17 protein-coding genes are annotated in these 16,512 nt (G+C 58.6%); 11 read left to right on the top strand and 6 right to left on the bottom strand.

Annotation, left to right across the window (positions count from 1 at the left end):
* Window positions 1-48 precede the first annotated feature (48 nt).
* The 8 genes from AC1L6K_RS08930 (at window position 49) to AC1L6K_RS08895 (ending at window position 4,420) form a co-directional block, all read left to right on the top strand.
* Window positions 49-606: a hypothetical protein gene (locus tag AC1L6K_RS08930; protein WP_480952343.1), complete on the top strand. Its 558-nt coding sequence runs from the start codon at window positions 49-51 to the stop codon at window positions 604-606.
* Window positions 603-1,073, top strand: a complete 471-nt coding sequence (locus tag AC1L6K_RS08925) for a hypothetical protein (RefSeq protein WP_480952342.1) — start codon at window positions 603-605, stop codon at window positions 1,071-1,073. Before AC1L6K_RS08930 ends, AC1L6K_RS08925 begins: the two co-directional genes overlap by 4 nt.
* Before the next feature lie 17 nt (window positions 1,074-1,090).
* Window positions 1,091-1,741 carry a hypothetical protein gene (locus AC1L6K_RS08920; protein ID WP_480952341.1) on the top strand — a complete coding sequence of 217 codons (651 nt, stop codon included), beginning with the start codon at window positions 1,091-1,093 and terminating at the stop codon, window positions 1,739-1,741.
* 3 nt (window positions 1,742-1,744) lie between these two features.
* Window positions 1,745-2,533: a hypothetical protein gene (locus AC1L6K_RS08915; protein ID WP_480952340.1), complete on the top strand. Its 789-nt coding sequence runs from the start codon at window positions 1,745-1,747 to the stop codon at window positions 2,531-2,533.
* A gap of 75 nt (window positions 2,534-2,608) precedes the next feature.
* Window positions 2,609-2,869 carry a hypothetical protein gene (locus AC1L6K_RS08910; RefSeq protein WP_480952339.1) on the top strand — a complete coding sequence of 87 codons (261 nt, stop codon included), beginning with the start codon at window positions 2,609-2,611 and terminating at the stop codon, window positions 2,867-2,869.
* A gap of 168 nt (window positions 2,870-3,037) precedes the next feature.
* Complete coding sequence (locus AC1L6K_RS08905) at window positions 3,038-3,253, top strand: hypothetical protein (RefSeq protein ID WP_480952338.1); 216 nt, start codon at window positions 3,038-3,040, stop codon at window positions 3,251-3,253.
* A gap of 62 nt (window positions 3,254-3,315) precedes the next feature.
* Entirely contained in the window at window positions 3,316-3,630 is a 315-nt protein-coding gene (locus AC1L6K_RS08900; protein WP_480952337.1) for a hypothetical protein, read from the top strand.
* On the top strand, window positions 3,599-4,420 hold the full coding sequence (locus tag AC1L6K_RS08895; RefSeq protein WP_480952336.1) for a phage minor head protein: 822 nt from the start codon (window positions 3,599-3,601) through the stop codon (window positions 4,418-4,420). The genes AC1L6K_RS08900 and AC1L6K_RS08895 overlap by 32 nt, the downstream gene beginning before the upstream one ends.
* Window positions 4,421-4,642: 222 nt before the next feature.
* Here AC1L6K_RS08895 and AC1L6K_RS08890 read toward each other — a convergent pair whose 3' ends face one another.
* A complete protein-coding gene (locus AC1L6K_RS08890) occupies window positions 4,643-6,265 on the bottom strand; it encodes an IS1182 family transposase (protein ID WP_480952335.1) in 1,623 nt (540 codons plus the stop codon).
* A gap of 145 nt (window positions 6,266-6,410) precedes the next feature.
* Between AC1L6K_RS08890 and AC1L6K_RS08885 the strand changes: the two genes are divergently transcribed.
* A complete protein-coding gene (locus AC1L6K_RS08885; RefSeq protein ID WP_480952334.1) occupies window positions 6,411-7,121 on the top strand; it encodes a hypothetical protein in 711 nt (236 codons plus the stop codon).
* Window positions 7,122-8,484: 1,363 nt separating this feature from the next.
* Here the strand turns inward: AC1L6K_RS08885 and AC1L6K_RS08880 are convergent.
* Entirely contained in the window at window positions 8,485-9,435 is a 951-nt protein-coding gene (locus AC1L6K_RS08880; protein ID WP_480952333.1) for a TIR domain-containing protein, read from the bottom strand.
* Window positions 9,436-10,348: 913 nt separating this feature from the next.
* On the opposite strand from AC1L6K_RS08880, the gene AC1L6K_RS08875 reads away from it, so the two are divergent.
* Together AC1L6K_RS08875 and AC1L6K_RS08870 are read left to right on the top strand one after the other, a co-directional pair.
* Complete coding sequence (locus AC1L6K_RS08875; RefSeq protein WP_480952332.1) at window positions 10,349-11,203, top strand: hypothetical protein; 855 nt, start codon at window positions 10,349-10,351, stop codon at window positions 11,201-11,203.
* A 485-nt stretch (window positions 11,204-11,688) separates the two neighbouring features.
* Window positions 11,689-12,483, top strand: a complete 795-nt coding sequence (locus AC1L6K_RS08870) for an Ltp family lipoprotein (RefSeq protein WP_480952331.1) — start codon at window positions 11,689-11,691, stop codon at window positions 12,481-12,483.
* Between the two features lie 905 nt (window positions 12,484-13,388).
* On the opposite strand, the gene AC1L6K_RS08865 is transcribed toward AC1L6K_RS08870, so the two are convergent.
* The 4 genes from AC1L6K_RS08865 to AC1L6K_RS08850 all read right to left on the bottom strand — a co-directional run bounded on the left by AC1L6K_RS08865 (window position 13,389) and on the right by AC1L6K_RS08850 (window position 16,460).
* On the bottom strand, window positions 13,389-13,715 hold the full coding sequence (locus AC1L6K_RS08865; protein ID WP_480952330.1) for a hypothetical protein: 327 nt from the start codon (window positions 13,713-13,715) through the stop codon (window positions 13,389-13,391).
* Between the two features lie 259 nt (window positions 13,716-13,974).
* Window positions 13,975-14,781: an amino acid ABC transporter permease gene (locus AC1L6K_RS08860; RefSeq protein WP_480952329.1), complete on the bottom strand. Its 807-nt coding sequence runs from the start codon at window positions 14,779-14,781 to the stop codon at window positions 13,975-13,977.
* A 44-nt stretch (window positions 14,782-14,825) separates the two neighbouring features.
* Entirely contained in the window at window positions 14,826-15,470 is a 645-nt protein-coding gene (locus tag AC1L6K_RS08855; protein ID WP_480952328.1) for an amino acid ABC transporter permease, read from the bottom strand.
* Window positions 15,471-15,518: 48 nt separating this feature from the next.
* A complete protein-coding gene (locus AC1L6K_RS08850; RefSeq protein WP_480952327.1) occupies window positions 15,519-16,460 on the bottom strand; it encodes a glutamate ABC transporter substrate-binding protein in 942 nt (313 codons plus the stop codon).
* Window positions 16,461-16,512 lie beyond the last annotated feature (52 nt).

Below are 16,512 nucleotides of genomic sequence, written 5' to 3'. Positions count from 1 at the left end.
GAACGGAAGCGCGGAAGTACCGCCTTTGGTGTTCCCGAGAGACTGAACATGGCGGCCCCCTCATGGGGCCCCGGCCGGGGCGGGTTCCCGGCGCCGCACGTCAATGTGGCGCCGGGAACTTCCGGAACAACAGACACCAACCCCACCGGGGAGGCACAGAACATGACCACTGACGACGACATCGTGCGGGCGCTCAACGGCGAACCCTCCCGTGTGAAGACTGCACAGAACAACCGCCTTGTTGAAGCGCTCGACGGCCGGCCAGCGACACGCACACCCGCCCGAGGTGAAATGCCAGTGCAGGAACGCGGCGACGGATTCGAAGCAACCAAGACATGGGCGGCCAAGGGCAAGGCAGACGCAGCAGTGAAGGCGCTCACCGAAGCGATCATGCGTGCCGATAAAACCAAGGGCATCTACGACGCGGAGAACGAAGCCCGAGCAATGGCCGATGAGGCCTACGAGAACGCGGCCAAGAAGACAACCTTCGAGGATGAGCGACAGGAAGCGGTATTCGAAGCCGCCCTCAAGCGAACCATCATCGAGCAAGGCGCACCCTCAGCAACAACCTTTGTGCGCGCCGGCGGGAAAGTACAGAAGCTGTGAGCATCAAGGCGGCTGCGCTAGGCCTAGGTGAAAAGATTCACCCGCTCATGGGTCCGATCTTCACCGCCCGGCCGTACTCCACACGTGCCGGGGACCTTTGCGGTATGTGCATCGGGACCGCCCTAGGCACTGCTGACACGCAGATCCGAGACAGTCACGGCCGCACCACCTTTGTTTGCCTCGCCCATGAGCTGCTGTTGCACCGGGCATTCGATACCCGAGGCATTGACGGTGTGAGCGAGTACCAGGCATACGCGCTGAACAGCATCATGGAAGGCGTAACCAGGCCCCGCTGGATGCCTGCCCGCATGTATGCCCGCCTGCAGGACCGCGCCGCACAGTGGGCCCGCCTGCTGGCGCTAACGGTTGTTGTCCCCAAGGCGCGGCCCATCCTCGACGCATGGGTGACCCGCGCCGAGGCTGACGACGCAGAGCTTCGAAGCATCACCAAAAAACTTACCGACTGACTTAGGAACACCACACCATGGCTATCATCCCCACCGGCGCGGAACGCGCACAGAACAACATCGCCAAGGCCGCGGCCACCGTTTCCGGGTGGCAGACCAAGGCAGCAACAGCCCGGGCCGAAGCTGCCGAGCTGGATGCAACCGCCAGCGCGGCGATCCTCGCCGACGAGTCCGCCGCCGAACGCATCACCCTGCAGGTTCAGACCCTCGAACGCAAAGCCAGCGCATACGACCAGGCAGCCAACGAGGCTGGCAAACACCTGCACGCCGCACGAATTGCAGTCCTTACCGCGGAAGCTGACGAATCAGACAAGGCCGAAGCAGCCGCGCTGAAGCGTTCCGAGAAGCATGAAGCCGCGGTGAAGGATCTCCTCGACAAGCTCGAGGAATTCGCAGGTATCAAGTACATCGAGGCCCCAGAAGTACCGTTGACGGCCGGCGCCAGCCGAGAGGTTGCCAGCACCAAGTCGGACGAACTCCGGTGGGAAGCTGACGCACACCGGTTCAACGCAGCAGGCATACGCTACTTCATCAAGACAGGGCGGGCCGGAAACGAAACGGCCGAACTCAACCGCGAGCTCGGGACAAGCTTCCCTCCGGGCCACATCAGCACGCCGGATTCTGTGGCTGCCGCTATTGCTGCCGGGCTGACTGTCCAGGGCGGGTAGCCCGTGGGCATAATCAATAACCTGTCACAGCCGCAATTCTCGGAGATCATCCGCCGCCTCTCCGCGTTGGAGAACGCCGCTCCGATGAACAACGGGGCTGTGGGGCGATCCGGGTTTGAGGTGTATGCGGGCGGCACGATCAACGTGTCGAGCGGCAACATCATTGGTGCTGGCACGTTCAGCTGGCAAGGCTCATTCAGCCAGTCGGGCACCAGCATCCTTTCCGGCTCCACCACCATTGCTGGGCCCACCGGGATCACGGGGACGCTCACGATCCAAGGGTCAACGTCTGTCACCGGGCCATTCACGGTGACCGGGGCGACCAAGCTAAACGGCGTCACTGATGTTGGCGGCGCGTTCACGGTCACTGGCGACACCAAGCTCAACGGCAAAACGGACGTTGGCGGGGCGTTCACCGTGACCGGGTTGACGAAGCTGCAGGGCGACACCACCGTCTCGGGAACACTCGATGTTACCGGTGCGATGGCCACCAAGGGGACACTCTCGGTCGAAGGTGTAACCACACTCAAGAACGACCTGCGCGTAGTCAGCGGAGGGAAGATCACTGTGGGTCAGATGACCATCGACCCAACCGCGAACGGCGGATCGGTCCGCTTCCCGAACAACCAAAACATCTACGCGGAAGCATCCCGACTCGTCGCCGCTAGCCTCAAGCTGACCGGCACACTCGAAGTAACGAACGCGGTGGTATTCAAGGGGCTGCAACCTACTAGCCAGGCGGCGAACGTGTACATAAATCCGGCTACTGGGGTCCTCTACTACAAGACCTAGGGCATCTGCCCCAATGTCAGAGGGTGGATGTACTGTCACCTGAACCAGATCAATCAATGAATGAGGAGCCCCACAATGGTCAAAATCTTGTACGGCCCAACAACAATCGACGCCCCGAATCTACGAGATGTCAGCGTGATCAAAGCTGGAATCCTCAAGGCTGTCTCCGAAGGAAAATACAACTGGTTCGAATATGTCGCAAACAACGCCAATGTGTCCTTGCTAGTGGGCCCCGGCATTCCGTTCGCGATAGTCGACGACGCCTCGGACAAAACACATCCGGACTTGTCGGATAGTAGCTTGGCCGCCTTGATCAAGGGCGACGAGACGAGCTAAAACGGTGGGTAAGCGGTGGGGTTGGGAGGGCGTGCAGAGTTCGCACACCCTCCTTTCCCTTTGTTCTAGCCATCGCGCAGCCCCTTGGACCTGCGATTGTTGTCTTATCGGTCGCAATGTGACGACCTAGTTTCAGGCAATGTCCGGCCCGCGTGGTTGACTCATCGCATGACAACCACCAAGACCAAATCGAACAAACTCCCCGGCGATGCACTCATTGGCTTCGGGCCAGTGATCGCCGCACTCGGCCTCGTCATGGCGTTTCTGACGGCCGGGAACGCCGGCGGCCTGGCACTGGTCCTGTCGCTGACGATTGGCGGGCTTCTCCTGGTTGTCATCGGCTATCTGAAACGCATATCGGTAGCTCTCGCCACCAAGCAGTAGCTGGACTGGTGTTTCCGACCCGCGGAAGCACGGAAGTACCGGCCCCGCCGCGGCCGCAAGACTTGGCCAATGGCCATCACCCCGGAAACCCTGAAACTGTCCGCCGAGGCGAGAAAAAACTCCTCGCCATCACCGACGCCCATTATCTGGCCCTTGTGACAGCCTGGGTAGCCGCATGGGACGACCTCGCGCCGGGGCTTGAGGCAGCAATGGCGAACGTGTTCCTGAGTGCCAAGGACGGGAAGGTGCCACGGTCCGCCGTCGCCCGCAACGTTCGACTGGCAAAGACCCTGCAGTTGGCCAGCACGCGCCTGCAGGAGCTCGCTGACAGTGTTGGTGTGACAGTTGGGGCCCGACCTGCCCGCGGTGGCTGTTGACGGCCGCGCAGCGCAGACGGCCATGATTGGTTCGCAGCTGCCGGCCGCCCAGGTCAACATCGTCATGGACAAGTTCACGGCCGCGCCCATTGACGCCATGGTTGCCCGCACGTTGACGCAGATCCACAAAGACACCCGGCCGCTGGCCGCCGACGTCGTGCGCATGATGAAGTCAGAACTCGTGCGCGGCATCTCCCTCGGCAACAACCCGCGCAAGACGGGTCAGCGCATCATCAAGCGCGCTGAGGGCAGGTTCAACGGTGGCCTCACCCGGGCCGTGATGATTGCCCGTAACGAGACCCTAGACATGCACGGTGCCGGGGCGCTGCTGGCCGACACAGCAAACAAGCACATCCTTGAGGGCTGGCGGTGGTCAGCGTCGTTGAGTGGCCGCACGTGCCCGTCCTGCCTCGCTAACCACGGCACCATGCACCCGCCAGAGGAGCCCGGGCCCATCGACCACCACCAAGGCCGCTGCGCCCTCGTGCCCGTCACCAAGACGTGGAAAGAGCTTGGGTTCGATATTGAGGAGCCGGCAGACACGTTCCCCGACGCCCGGATATGGTTCGACAACCTCGACGAGCCGTCACAGCTCGCCATCATGGGCAAGGGTCGCCTCGAACTCCTCAACGCGGACAAGATCCAATGGGGCGACCTCACCACCAGGACAACCAACGGGCAATGGCGAGACTCCATGACCAACACCCCACTGGCCACACTCAAGAAGCAAGCAGCCCGGGAAGCACGGGAAGCGGCCATGGCAGCATTCGACGCAACGAGCAGGGCATGAGCGGCACGCCCTGCAGCGGGTGCGGCGCTGCCCTAGGACTTTGCTGAACTAAGCGCTATTTGGGTGGCTGGTTCGGATGTTTTGGCATCCGGGCCGGCCATTTCTGCGTTGGTGGCGGGTTTTCTCGGGACAGGTTTCTTGGTTTCGTGGTGCCTTCATGGCCGCTGAGGCGGGATCTGATCGCCACTGCAGGCGGTGTCCGGGGCTGGCTCCCCTGACTCCTTATTGGGCCAGGGACCAGCCCTCATTATTGGCGGTCAGGCCCAAGTTCAGGAGTCGTTTCAGGTTCAATCCGGCAATGCGGGCCTGGATCCAGGCATGGTTCTTCACAACGCCGATGTAGCGCAGGCGCCGGTTGTTTCCCGCGACGAGCCAGGCGACGCCGCGCTCGATCATGGGCCGGTATTTCCGGTAGTCATGCTGGAAGTCCGGGTCCTTCGCGGCGGCCCGGTGGGCACGTTGGCGTCCGTGATGTTCGGTAATGACAACCTTGCGGCCCTTCTTCGCTTTCGTGCAGATATCCCGCAAAGGACACTCCTTGCAGGCTGCCCCAAAGTTCACGTTTCCCTTCGGGCTGATCCTCCGTACGACCTTGTTCGGGCAGGTCAGCGTCCCGTTCTCCGGGTCGTAGGCGAAGTCATCCAGGAGGTAGCCCCCGGGCACGGCCGGGCGCAACGGCTTGGGCTTCACCACGGCTTGGTGCCCGGCAGTTTCCAGGGCTTCAAGCATGTCTCCGGAACCGTAGGCAGAATCCCCGAGAACTTGAATATCCTCACCCCCACCATCCCCAACAGCACGGGGTTGGTCGCCACCAGTGGTGTTGTCATCAGCGGTGGCGGGAAGGGAAGGATCTGTAGCGAGCAGGGTGATGCCGGCCTCGGCGTCACCAGAGCCAGCCCCGCTGGCCTTGGTGATGGCAGCGTTAGTGAAGCCCGTTTCAGGCTCTGCCACGATGTGGGCCTTGTACCCGTCCCGCAAGGCCGCCCGGGACTTGTGGGCGTGCCTGGCTTCGGGGTCAACAATGGAAATGATCCGGTCCTTAGCCACGCGCCGGGCAATCCGCCACCGCCCGTCTGTACCATCGGAGCCCTCGCCCGGTTCCACATCCTGGCCAGCGATCAAGGCCAATAACGCATAGCTCTCATGGGCCTTGCCCTCCAAGGCTTCCGGATCAACCGCGCCGAGTAGCGCCAGGGCGTCGGTGACCAGGGCCGAAACCAAAGCGTCTTTCGCGTCCCGGTCATCCCAGGCGATATCCGGCTTTCCCGCACGGGTGTAGTCATAGCCGGTGGCATGGGTTGCCAGCAACGTGGCCCCATCAGGGACGTCACGGCCGAAGCGGCGGATGCCGGCTATCAACTGCGTGATGGTGTCTTGCCTGGCCACCGCATCATCCAACACGGTGGAATCCAGGGCGCGGCGGCGTTTACCAGCCAACACACCAGTTTCCTGAATGATCTCGAAAACGGCCTCGGTGATCCGGTGCGGACGCTCACTTGTCGCCAGGCGTTTGCGCCAATACGTCAACGTGGTGTGGTGGAACGCGGTCTCGTTCAACCCGTACCCACAGGCTGCCTTCCACCGCAGATCGTACGTCAATGCCTCGGCCGTGCCCCGGTCCGAAAGGCCTTCCAACGCCTGCAGCACCAACACCGAACCAATCAACGACGCCGGCACCGAGGGCCGTCCGCGGCGGGAGGGAAACAAGTCCTCCATCATTGAAACCGGAAACAACCGGCCCCGATGCTCCGCCAAAAACGCGAAGGCACTGCCCGGGGCCAACAACTCCCCAGCCAATGCCTCCACATCCAAAAATCCGCGCTGCGCGACCTCAATACCCTGCATGTATCAAGTCTTAACGACTCCCACCAAAAACCACGGAGGCGCGCCTTAACCACCCAAATTAATCAGCAGCGTCCTAGCCGCCGGCTGGTTCCTTTGCCATGAGGACACCCTTGACCTTGAGTTTCAGCTACGCCGCGTCTTCGACGTGTACGGCAATGTGCAGGCCACACTGCAGCGCCGCGACGTCGGCACCAAATCACTTGGCAGCAACGGCGGTAAAGCATTCTCGGTGGAGCCGGTGAACCTGTCGGTCCTCGATGACGTCGTGACGTTGCAGTCCGTCCTCACCGGTTGGGCGGCACAGATCCCGACGGCGCGCCCAGCGTCGAGGGAACCGCACCACATCGCCGCATGGATGCTGCGCCCGGAAACCATTGCGCTCATACGCCGGCAAACATGGGCCTACGATTTGGCGCTCGAGCTGGCCGACGCGCTCCACCCACTCGCCAGGGCCGCGGATCATTCACAGGAGAGGGTCGACCTCGGCCCCTGCCCTAACGGGTGCGGAGGGAACCTGAAAGCCGTTGCCGGCGCACGCTGGGCAACATGCACCGAATGCCGGGAACGATTCGAAACTGCCGAGCAGAAACAGTGGATGATCAGCGAAGCCTGGCACGTCACCGCGCCACTCCCACAGATCGTACGAGCCCTTCATGCTCTGCAGGTATATGTCACGCCCAAGGATGCCGAGAACTGGGCCTCGCGTCGAAAGCTCATCGCCGGAATCGCTGACGACGGCACCAAAACGTACCAGCTCAAGCAGGTTCATGCGGTACATCAAGCCATGGTGGCCAAGCGCGAAGCAGAAAAGGAACGAGCCGCGGCCAAGGCACAGCTCAAGAAAGCGGCAGCCTAGAATCGAACTCTCGCGCTTGAAACGCGGAGGTGTGCGCGGCTTATAGCTGTGAGTATCGTGCACGGTGCTTCTTAATCTCTCGGGCACTCCATGGCACCCAACCCTTACGAGTGTTCCATTCCCACATCTGGTCATCGCTGCCAAACTTTCGGCCGCGAAGTCGAGGTGATCGGGTCCCGTATTCCGTCCACTGTATAGCGGCTGTTAGCTCGGCGGGTAGTGTTCCGATTGGGATGGCAATTTCGATTGGCTGATCTGCATTGTTGAGCACTGGCGGCATGTCTGAGATGACAATGGACTTGCCGTTTTTGATGATCTCGGCTTGCGGTGAGTGTAGGGGCCGTGACCCGACCGCGGCAAAGTTCACGAGAATACGCTCAGCGTTTTGCCGAGTCGAGATATGGACTTCGGATATTTCTTGTCGCCACCACATAAGGAACGCTCCCCATGCCCCACCGATGGCGGCGATGATCGAGAACGCAAGTATCCACCAGTCCACTACATACCCCCACATGAAAGTTAGACCAGCCATCGCGCAAGGTGACTGGCCTCTGTCATTCCCGAAAGGAAAACAGAAACATGAGCAGTTTACAGCTCCTGAGCCAGAACGGGCAGGAAGCCGACAGGCAGTTGGTCGGCTGTGAACCTTCGTCCAGCTTCGGGGCATTCCTAACTGCCGCGCCTTTGTAGCGCCCACCGTTTACCCACCGGAAACCACCGAGATCGACCATGAATGTCCGGTATATGGATTCCCCAGATGCGCCGCTCTACCCCGTGATCTAGGGGTTATCCGACAATGACCGGTAGTGACCGGGAACAGCAATTGCTAATCCGATAATCTACGATCTTGCAACTTCCACCGGTAAACGCGGGACGCGTGATGGGCTTCGGCAGCGGAACAGTATGGCGGTCAGACAGAATTGGTCGAGTACACATCGGGTATAGGATGACCAACGCCCTTACTCCACTGATGCCGCTGCGCGTTCTGATCTGCATCTGCCTTGAACTCGTCCCCGCCTCGGGAGTGGCCGCCGCACTCACACCGCCAGTGCCAATAGATTCCGGACTTGGCGTAATAGGGGTTGTCGTCGTCACCGGGTCGACCACTGTCGGCACTGTCGGAGCTCTTAATGGCGTCAGCGAGCCCGCGAAAGAAGTTCCAGACCATCAGAGAACGCTCTTCTCTGGCTCCAGTGTCGCCATCTGGCTTCGGTACGGGTCTAGTAGGTCCATACGCCTCATCATTGCCGATCTGAGCGGCATTGCATAAGGTCCGTCGCGGTATGTCGTAAAAAAGGGCTCTTGTGACTTTTTCGTGCGCGTGATTCGCGCGCCTTACCGCTCACGGATAAGTCCCAAGAGCCTAGAAATTTGGCTTATACCCGAGCCCGGCAAGTTCCTTAAGAAGTTCGATTTTCCAGTCCTGACCACGAACGTCCACCATGCCGACGATATCCCCAGGCAGTTCAACTCCAAAATTCAAGACGATTACATTCTCGCGCCTGAGCTTCCCGTAGAAGTAACCGAGCTCAAATACGACATTCTGGCGTGCTCTTTCCTCTATCGCTTCGGGTTTTTTCTTTGCCCTTGCTTCGTCGTCCGGTGTCATGATGACAATGGCACAGGCTGCATCAGCTGAGTACGATTCGAACTTCTCAATGAGAGTCTTACCCCCATTCATCTGCTTGCTGAGAACTATGGGTGTCACTCCTAGTGATTCATGCACCCACTCAGACACCTCACGTCGCAGCCCATCATCATGGCCATGTACCATGAATATTTCCTTAGGCGGAGACGCATCGGTCTCAGCCTGGTGGATTGAATCTTTCTCTTTTGCCGTTATCACTGCTGACGGCTGCACCTTTCCAGAGCGCTCCTCCACGGCCAGGAGGACTGATTTGGGAGCCGGTTCACGTTGCTCTGCTGAGAGCTTGAAGTCTTCTTCGAGCGAATATCCTGCATTCTGGATCACCTGACGAAGATGAGCTTTGGCCTCTTCTTCTTGGTCCGAGCCCTTGGACCAAAACGAATTCGCATGTTTCCTCAATGCGTCTAGAAGCCCCTTCATGAGTGCATACGCCTGTGCCTCGTCGGCGCTCAAAAAAGCATCAATAATCTTTTGTTGCTTGCTACCTTCCGTTTTGGGTAACCCAGCAGCTGCTATTTTGCGGTCAATTACTGAATGAGCGGGCCCGTCACCATTACTCCAAAACTCGGCAAAAGGATCTACAAGAGAACGGCCAAGGTCGGAGCCGGAGTGTGCGGCATCAGGAAAGGAGTACATCTCCCCATTATTCATGAAAAGAAGAAGCACGGCACACACCTCCCACCCACCGACCGGGCCAACGAATGCGCCGGCCGAAATACTTCTGCCTAATGACGACCAAGTTGACGTCGATATTTCGAGTTCAAGAGCTTCTGACCTTCGAGTCGGCGCCAGCCTGTTGGGGAGGCGTGGCGGCAGGAGGTCTAATGGGTGATGCCGAGTTCTGCGCACAACGCGGCGATCTTCGTTTCCTTGTGGCCCATGGAGCCATCGACCTCCGGACCTTGGCAGAGGTCATCTTATATCGCCGGCCGCTAATATATCCAGGGCTCGGGCCGAGGCCAATCCTGCTTTGGTGTGTTCGGAGATGAGCTCACGTTCAAACTCTGCCGGTTTCATTTTCCGAAGTCGACTCCACTGGCTGTCCAGAGTCCAACGCACTGCGCTAAGTCGGCCGTAAGCGGAATCACTTATCTCTGAACCGCTTTGTCCGTTTCACAGGGTCAGTGAGAGCAAGCTCCCGAACGTTCCGACTATGACACCTATACCCGCCAGGTAAGCGGGTTCGCGAAGTTCCGCCGATATAGCTTTCTGGGCAAGTTCGGATGCGTACATCCACTGCACTTGGTTGGGTGCCTCAGGGGGCTCCATACGATACGTATCCAGCCAGTAATCCAAGTCTTCCCGCGTCGGTTGTTAGCTGCAACTTTAAACTGACCATAGACGGCATTTTAGATTGACCGTTCGATTGGAGCTAGTGGCCTAGGAAAGTGTCACGCAATTGAGAATTTCAGCATTCGAGTGCCGTGCATCGTCACAAGTCAGAGCGATCTGGTGGTGACACCCAACGCGGGATGCTACATAGGTTCTGTAGGATCCCAAGTTGTTTGACACCTGCCCCAATTTCGTGACACCAGTGGAGTTCGTGAAATCGGAGATGCCTCTCTTGTAGTCTTCGGACATGAATCTAGAAGATCGCATAAAAGGGCTTAACCACCAAATAAACACAGGCAGATATGTCACTTGGCATAGAGAAGAGTTGGAATTGCGAAGTTTCCTTCTCTCCAGTGCCGAGGGGATGACCTCCTGGTTCGAAGGACAAGAGGAAGCCGCCAGAAACGATTCTCAAGGCACATTTGATCCTCAGACATCACACGGAGACGAGGGCTACAACCTCTTCATGGATCGCGTAGGTATTTTCTGGGAGCAGTATTGGTACCAGCTCGCGGCAGCCGTGATCAAGGAATCATTCACGTTGTATGAGGTGTTCCTGGAGGAGTCCGCTCACGAGACGCTGCGCCGGTATGGCTCGGGACTCCTGAAACTGGCAACTGAAGATTCGTGGCGTGCCAACGAGTGCGAAAGCTTTTACAAGGCCTACCTCGACGTCGACATCAAGCACGAGGACGTCGATGCTATCCGGTGGATTCGCAATAAGCTCTCGCACCTTCGGGACTCCCTACGTACCCCGGCTGGCAAAGCGGAGTTCGAGGAGAAGATTCAGTCACTAGGTATCGGTGGAGACCCTAAAGAAAGTGAGAAGGAGCTTGGACTTCCTCATTACGATTATGGAAGGCAACTTGCATTCGGTAGCTCGCTGTCCCTGACGCCGCTGGAGGCCTGGCGCATTCTGGACTTCCTTAGAATGCACATCGAACGACTCACGCAATCCCTGCATAAGCTTCAGTATGGGCGGTATACAACCCAAGCCTTGGTTGGCTTGAGTGAAGGCCGGGTTTTGAAGGAAAAGGACCGGAAAATCCTGCGCGTTCCGAATCCTTTGCCAGAGGCGAGCGTAGGTTCCCAGATAGTTTGACCTATCTCACGGAACTGAACATGTCACCAGGTTCTCAAGCTGACTTTCACCATACTTAGATTCATGTCACCGGCAGCACACTGCCACATAGCTTCTGCTGTAGCATGCAGAGCTCAGGACTCCTACGTGTCAGGCTGGGTGAACTCAGCCGCCTCAGAAGCACCGCCTCAACACTTATCGTGGTGCACCGCAGTCAATGTGTAAAATGAGTGTAAGCAGTGTTATGAAAGTCCCGAAACAGGATACCTTTAGAAGTAATCACACTTTTATATAAACTGAATTTGCGTTTGATCCCGGCGCCACCGAAGGTGTCGAGTGACTTACTTCTAACCACACGGGGACTGTTAATGAAGAAGATTGCCCTAATTTCCTGTGCGCTGCTAGTCGTTGGATGCTCGGCGCCTCCCCCCGACACCACGAATATAAGCGCACATCAAACCACAGCTACCGCTTCAGCGTCCCCATCATCTCCAACTGCAATTGAAGTGTCTGACACTGAAACCTGTCAATCCCTTTTCGGCACTGACGGTGGGCTAGTATCGGCGTCCGCTCAGTTTCTAACTGATCTGTCCGAGCTAAGCGACGAGACAGTCGCCGAGGCGGCGGCCCAAGCCGGTGCGCTTAAGAAAGTCGCTGATACGTCATCGGAGCAGCTTCGTGTGCCACTGACCGTAATGCAGGAACCGTTCCACGAACTAGCATTCGCCCACAAGGAACGCAAGACGTTCAGCCTCGTAGCGGGACCGTTTAAGTCCGCGGCCCATGAGATCGTAGCTACCTGTGAACCCCTATTAAAGGCGTCCGCCGCTGCAGAAGCCAAGGCCACAGCCGACGCTGAGGCCAGCGCCAAAGGCGAAGTTGAAGCTGAAGCGACAGCCAGCGCTATGGCCAAATCTGAGGCGGAAGCCAGCGCCAAAGTAGAAGCCGCGGCCAGCGCCAAGGCGGAAGCGGCGGCCAAAGCTGAGGCTGAGGCTGCGGCCGGAACGCTCAGTCAACAAAACGCACTTCGAGCCGCCAGAGACTACCTTGATTACTCTGCTTTCTCGCGCACCAGTCTGATCTCGCAATTGGAGTACGAGAAATACTCGACCGCGGATGCAACTTGGGCCGTGGACCGTGTGATCGTCGACTGGAACAAGCAGGCTGCCAAGGCTGCCAAGGCTGCCAAAGATTACCTCGATTACTCTGCCTTCTCACGCGACGGGCTCATTGACCAGCTGGCCTACGAGGGTTTCACTCCGGAGCAGGCAGAGTACGGCGTGAGCCAGACAGGTCTCTAGTGGTCTTTCTCAGCCCCACGCCCAAGCCCTGTCTGCCCCCGCCTCGAAGTTTCACTTCATCGGAAGAATACAGCATCCAGGTCATACAGCTCTAGGAGGTGTAACAAGGATTCTAGGTCCTCCAATTGTTGGACCCGCGACAATCGGAATGCTCGCACTTTGTCGTCTCCGCCCGTCAATTCAGGTTCGCAGTTTGACTCACGAAATTGATCCAGATTATGGCCGGCCAAGACCGCAACTGAGGGGTAAAAATGACGCCAGATTTAGGAAGTTCATGATCCACTCCCCCAACAAAAAGTCACCAAATTGCATCTTTCGCGGGCGCAACTGGCCGCCTGACCGACCGGACTAAAACGGCGCCGGGAACAACACATGTCGTTGACGCACGACGGCCCACTCTCGACAACCGGTGATATGCCGTCCATCATGCCGATGAACCTGCAAACGGCCATCAAACAGCAGCTCCGACGCTACGCTGCAGGTCCACGTCACGTTTTACTCACGTTTTTCAATGAAAACCTGTGGCAATTGTTGTCATGTCAAAGGGGCCTCGTCGTCTCGGACTCCCCCGGAAACTAGCAGTTTTTGACCGTCAACGGAGGCTGTTGGCATGAGAGTCCTGAGTAACTCTTGGCCGCCGGTTCGATTCCAGTCCGGGGCACAAAATGGCCTCTGACCTGCGGTTTCGCTATTTTGATCGGGTGCGCCGAGGTGCCAGATCACGTTCTATTCACGTTATTGAACGAAGAGTTGGTCACGTTTTTCGCATATTTTGGCGGAAATGGGCTCAATTTTTCACCTAGCTTTTAAACCGGCGGACAAAAATCATCGGGATTCCGCGGATATTCCAGGCGAAACTTACTTCCGCCGGCGGCTCCTAAATATTGGCCCTCCGATCGCCGTAATCACGGGGCGAAATCATTTCGAGGAGCAAGAACCTTACCGCCCAAGACGACAGGCAATCCGGCGTAACCGCCTCGAATCTTCATCTCACGTAATTCCACAAACATACTGTAAATTAACAGCGGCGACATCCCCATTTGATCACGGATTCTTTCCATCCTGTCAGCCTCCCCCGCTTGTTCCCAAGAGGGGATGGCATATCGGTCGTCGTCCTCGGCATTGCCCGAGCCCAGCGCCTCGGCCGAGGACTCCAACGCTTTGGTAGCCTTGCTGCAGTCCGTGCTGACGCTGGCAGTTTGGGTCTGATCGGCGCCGGCCAGCAGTCGCAAGAGGGTGGGCGTACCGGCCCATTGGCGCCGGCGACGTCCACCACATCGCCGGGGTGACGGCCAGATTGAAATTACTGAACGAGGTGCGATGGGCGTCGCCCCCGGAATGGTCCCTAGCCATGAGTGCTGCTTGCGTAGCTCAACTTTAAGGATCATTTGCCTCGACTATTGATCCGGGCGCCGGCAAGGGGGCTTCCTGCAATGGAAGCCCCCTTGGGTGGAGCTGTGGCGCATGTCAGTTCTGGGCAGCCAGCCCAATCTAGCGGATGGCTGCCGCCGAGTGGCCCAGAGTTGGGACCAAGGTCGTATCGGTTGGTGCTGCGGCCTTGCGCCGAGGTCTTTTTTGCAGCCGGGAGGCGATGGCCGTCAGACTCCCGCTGACGACCAGGTAGATGGCGGTAATAACTATGTAGGTCGGAATCAGCTGGTGGAGGTACGAGGTGAGCAACTGGCCCCGGTAAAGCAATTCAGTGAAGGCCACGATGTAGCCAAGGGTGGTGTCCTTGAGTAGGCTGACAAACTGGCTGAGCAGCGACGGCGCGATGTTACGCAACGCTTGCGGCAACACGACGAAGATCGTTGTCTGCGCGCCGCTTAGGCCGAGGCTTAGTGCGGCTTCCGACTGGCCACGGGGCAGGCTTTTGATGCCAGCGCGGACAATTTCGGCAAAGACGGCCGAGTTTGAAAAGACGAGGGGAATGGCTAGCTTCCAGAGTACGGGAACGTTGATTCCCAACTGAGGTAGACCGAACAGCATCAGGTAGATCAGTAGCAGGACGGGAACGGTCCTGGCAATTTCGATGTATATGGTGCAAAACCAGCGTACTGGCCTAAATCGGCCGAGCCGCCCCAGGGCAAGAAGTACACCCACGATGGACCCCAGCACGGCCACGATCCCGGCTACCTGCAAGGTCCCCAACAGTCCGACAAAAAGGTACTGCCAGATGGGCCACTGGGTGAAGGGGGCCCAAATCTTGGGATCCAGCTGGCCGTGAGAGGCAAACTGCCACAGCCCGAGGGCTATGAGTCCGGCCAATACCAGCACGCTCAGCACGGATGTGATCATGATGTTGCGCCTGCCCCGGGGGCCGGGCTCGTCGTAAATGAAACTCATCGGACTATCGCCACCTTTCGTTCGACCCAACCCGTACTGGTTCCAATAGCCAGGGCGATTGCCATGTAGACAAGTCCCGCACTGGTGTAAAAGAAGATGGGCTGGGCGTAAACCAGATTTACGCTGTTGACTCGGGATGTCAGTTCGAGGACGCCGACGACGGCGGCAAGCGCTGTATTCATGGCCAGTGCGATCATGACATTGCCAATCGGCTGCACCACGGCCCGAAACGACTGCGGCACTATCACGTAGCGCAACGACTGCACCAGGGACAGGCCCAGAGCCCGGGCGGCCTCGATCTCGCCCTTCGCCACCGTGTTTACGCCGCTGCGCAGGGCTTCGGCGACATAGGCAGCCTCATAGACGGTCAGGACAATGATTACCGTGGGGACCAAGGGGAGGATGAGTCCGGCCGCCGGAAGTGCAAAGACGGCGAGGATCAGCAATGCCAAGAGCGGGACGTTGATGAAGAACTGCACGTAGGCGAACGCAGCCCCGCGCAGGATGGGAATGGGACTGACACGGGCGGTGGTGACTATGGTTCCCACAAGGATTGCCCCAATCCCGGCAATGATGGCAATCAAGATGGTGGTTCCGAGTCCTTGGAGCAGGAGCTGCAGGTTCTCCGGGGAAATGATCATCGGTGTTCACTCACTGTAATTTTCCTGATTCTCTTGGCAAGTGCCGGATCAGGAACCGGGAACGGAGCCGATGGCCGGGGGCTTCGGGGCGTCCGCGTCGGCGACTGTTCCGAGGGTTGTTTTCCACACTTGTGTCCACTGCCCGCCGTCCTGAATGGTGACCAGGAACTTGTTGACGAAGTCCTTGAACGTGGTGTCATCGTGTTTGAGGCCGATGCCGTACGGTTCCTGAGTGAACGGCTGGCCCACAATCTTGATGTCCTTGTTTGAAGAGGCTTGGCTGGACAACAGCACATAGTCCTGGACATAGGCGTCACCGCGCCCTTGGACCAGGGCCTGGATTCCCTGCGGTGTGGTCGCGAACGGGATCAACGTGGCAGATGGCTGCTGCTCCGGCATTTGGGTTATGCCTGGGGAGCCGGTTTGTACGATGACATTCTTATTGGCCAAGTCGTCAATGCCCTGGATCGCCGTGTTTTCGCTCTTCACGGCAACGGCCAGGCCCGACATGAAGTACGGACCGGCGAATGAGATCTGCTGTGCCCGCTTAGACGTAATCGTGTAGGTCGACATGACGACGTCCACAGTGCCGTTGGCCAGCATCGCCTCACGGGTTTCAGCCGCAGAGGGGACCCACTGGACCTCGGGCTTGCCAAGGATGTAAATGGCCAACAGCTTCGCAAAGTCAGCGTCCATGCCGGTAACATTTTCCGGGTTCAGCGGGTCCTGTTGGGAAACAAGCGGAGCGTCAAGGGCGGTGGCGACGATGAGCTTGCCACGCTTCTTGATGGCCTCCATGGTGGATCCAGGGATGATCAAGTCCGCGGCTGCCACGGGCGCACTCTTGAAAATGGCTTCCGACGCGGGACTGGCCCCGGAGCCGGCAAGGTCTCCTGGCAGGCCGGTTCCCCCGGAACAACTCGTCAAGGCAAGTGCGGCTGAAACGACGACGGCGCCGAGAAATGGGCGTCGGCCAACTAATTTGGACATGGAGGCTCCTAGGGCGTTCATGGAAATGGCCGGTGAAACCCGGTCGATGGGT

Source organism: Specibacter sp. BI4, from assembly GCF_056680095.1.
This window is presented reverse-complemented; position numbering and strand designations above follow the sequence as displayed.

Coding starts and splice junctions, on each gene's coding strand:
- AC1L6K_RS08930 (WP_480952343.1), top strand. CDS start 49: ATGGCGGCCCCCTCATGGGGCCCCGGCCGGGGCGGGTTCCCGGCGCCG.
- AC1L6K_RS08920 (WP_480952341.1), top strand. CDS start 1,091: ATGGCTATCATCCCCACCGGCGCGGAACGCGCACAGAACAACATCGCC.
- AC1L6K_RS08910 (WP_480952339.1), top strand. CDS start 2,609: ATGGTCAAAATCTTGTACGGCCCAACAACAATCGACGCCCCGAATCTA.
- AC1L6K_RS08905 (WP_480952338.1), top strand. CDS start 3,038: ATGACAACCACCAAGACCAAATCGAACAAACTCCCCGGCGATGCACTC.
- AC1L6K_RS08890 (WP_480952335.1), bottom strand. CDS start 6,265: ATGCAGGGTATTGAGGTCGCGCAGCGCGGATTTTTGGATGTGGAGGCA.
- AC1L6K_RS08875 (WP_480952332.1), top strand. CDS start 10,349: ATGAATCTAGAAGATCGCATAAAAGGGCTTAACCACCAAATAAACACA.
- AC1L6K_RS08860 (WP_480952329.1), bottom strand. CDS start 14,781: ATGATCACATCCGTGCTGAGCGTGCTGGTATTGGCCGGACTCATAGCC.
- AC1L6K_RS08855 (WP_480952328.1), bottom strand. CDS start 15,470: ATGATCATTTCCCCGGAGAACCTGCAGCTCCTGCTCCAAGGACTCGGA.
- AC1L6K_RS08850 (WP_480952327.1), bottom strand. CDS start 16,460: ATGTCCAAATTAGTTGGCCGACGCCCATTTCTCGGCGCCGTCGTCGTT.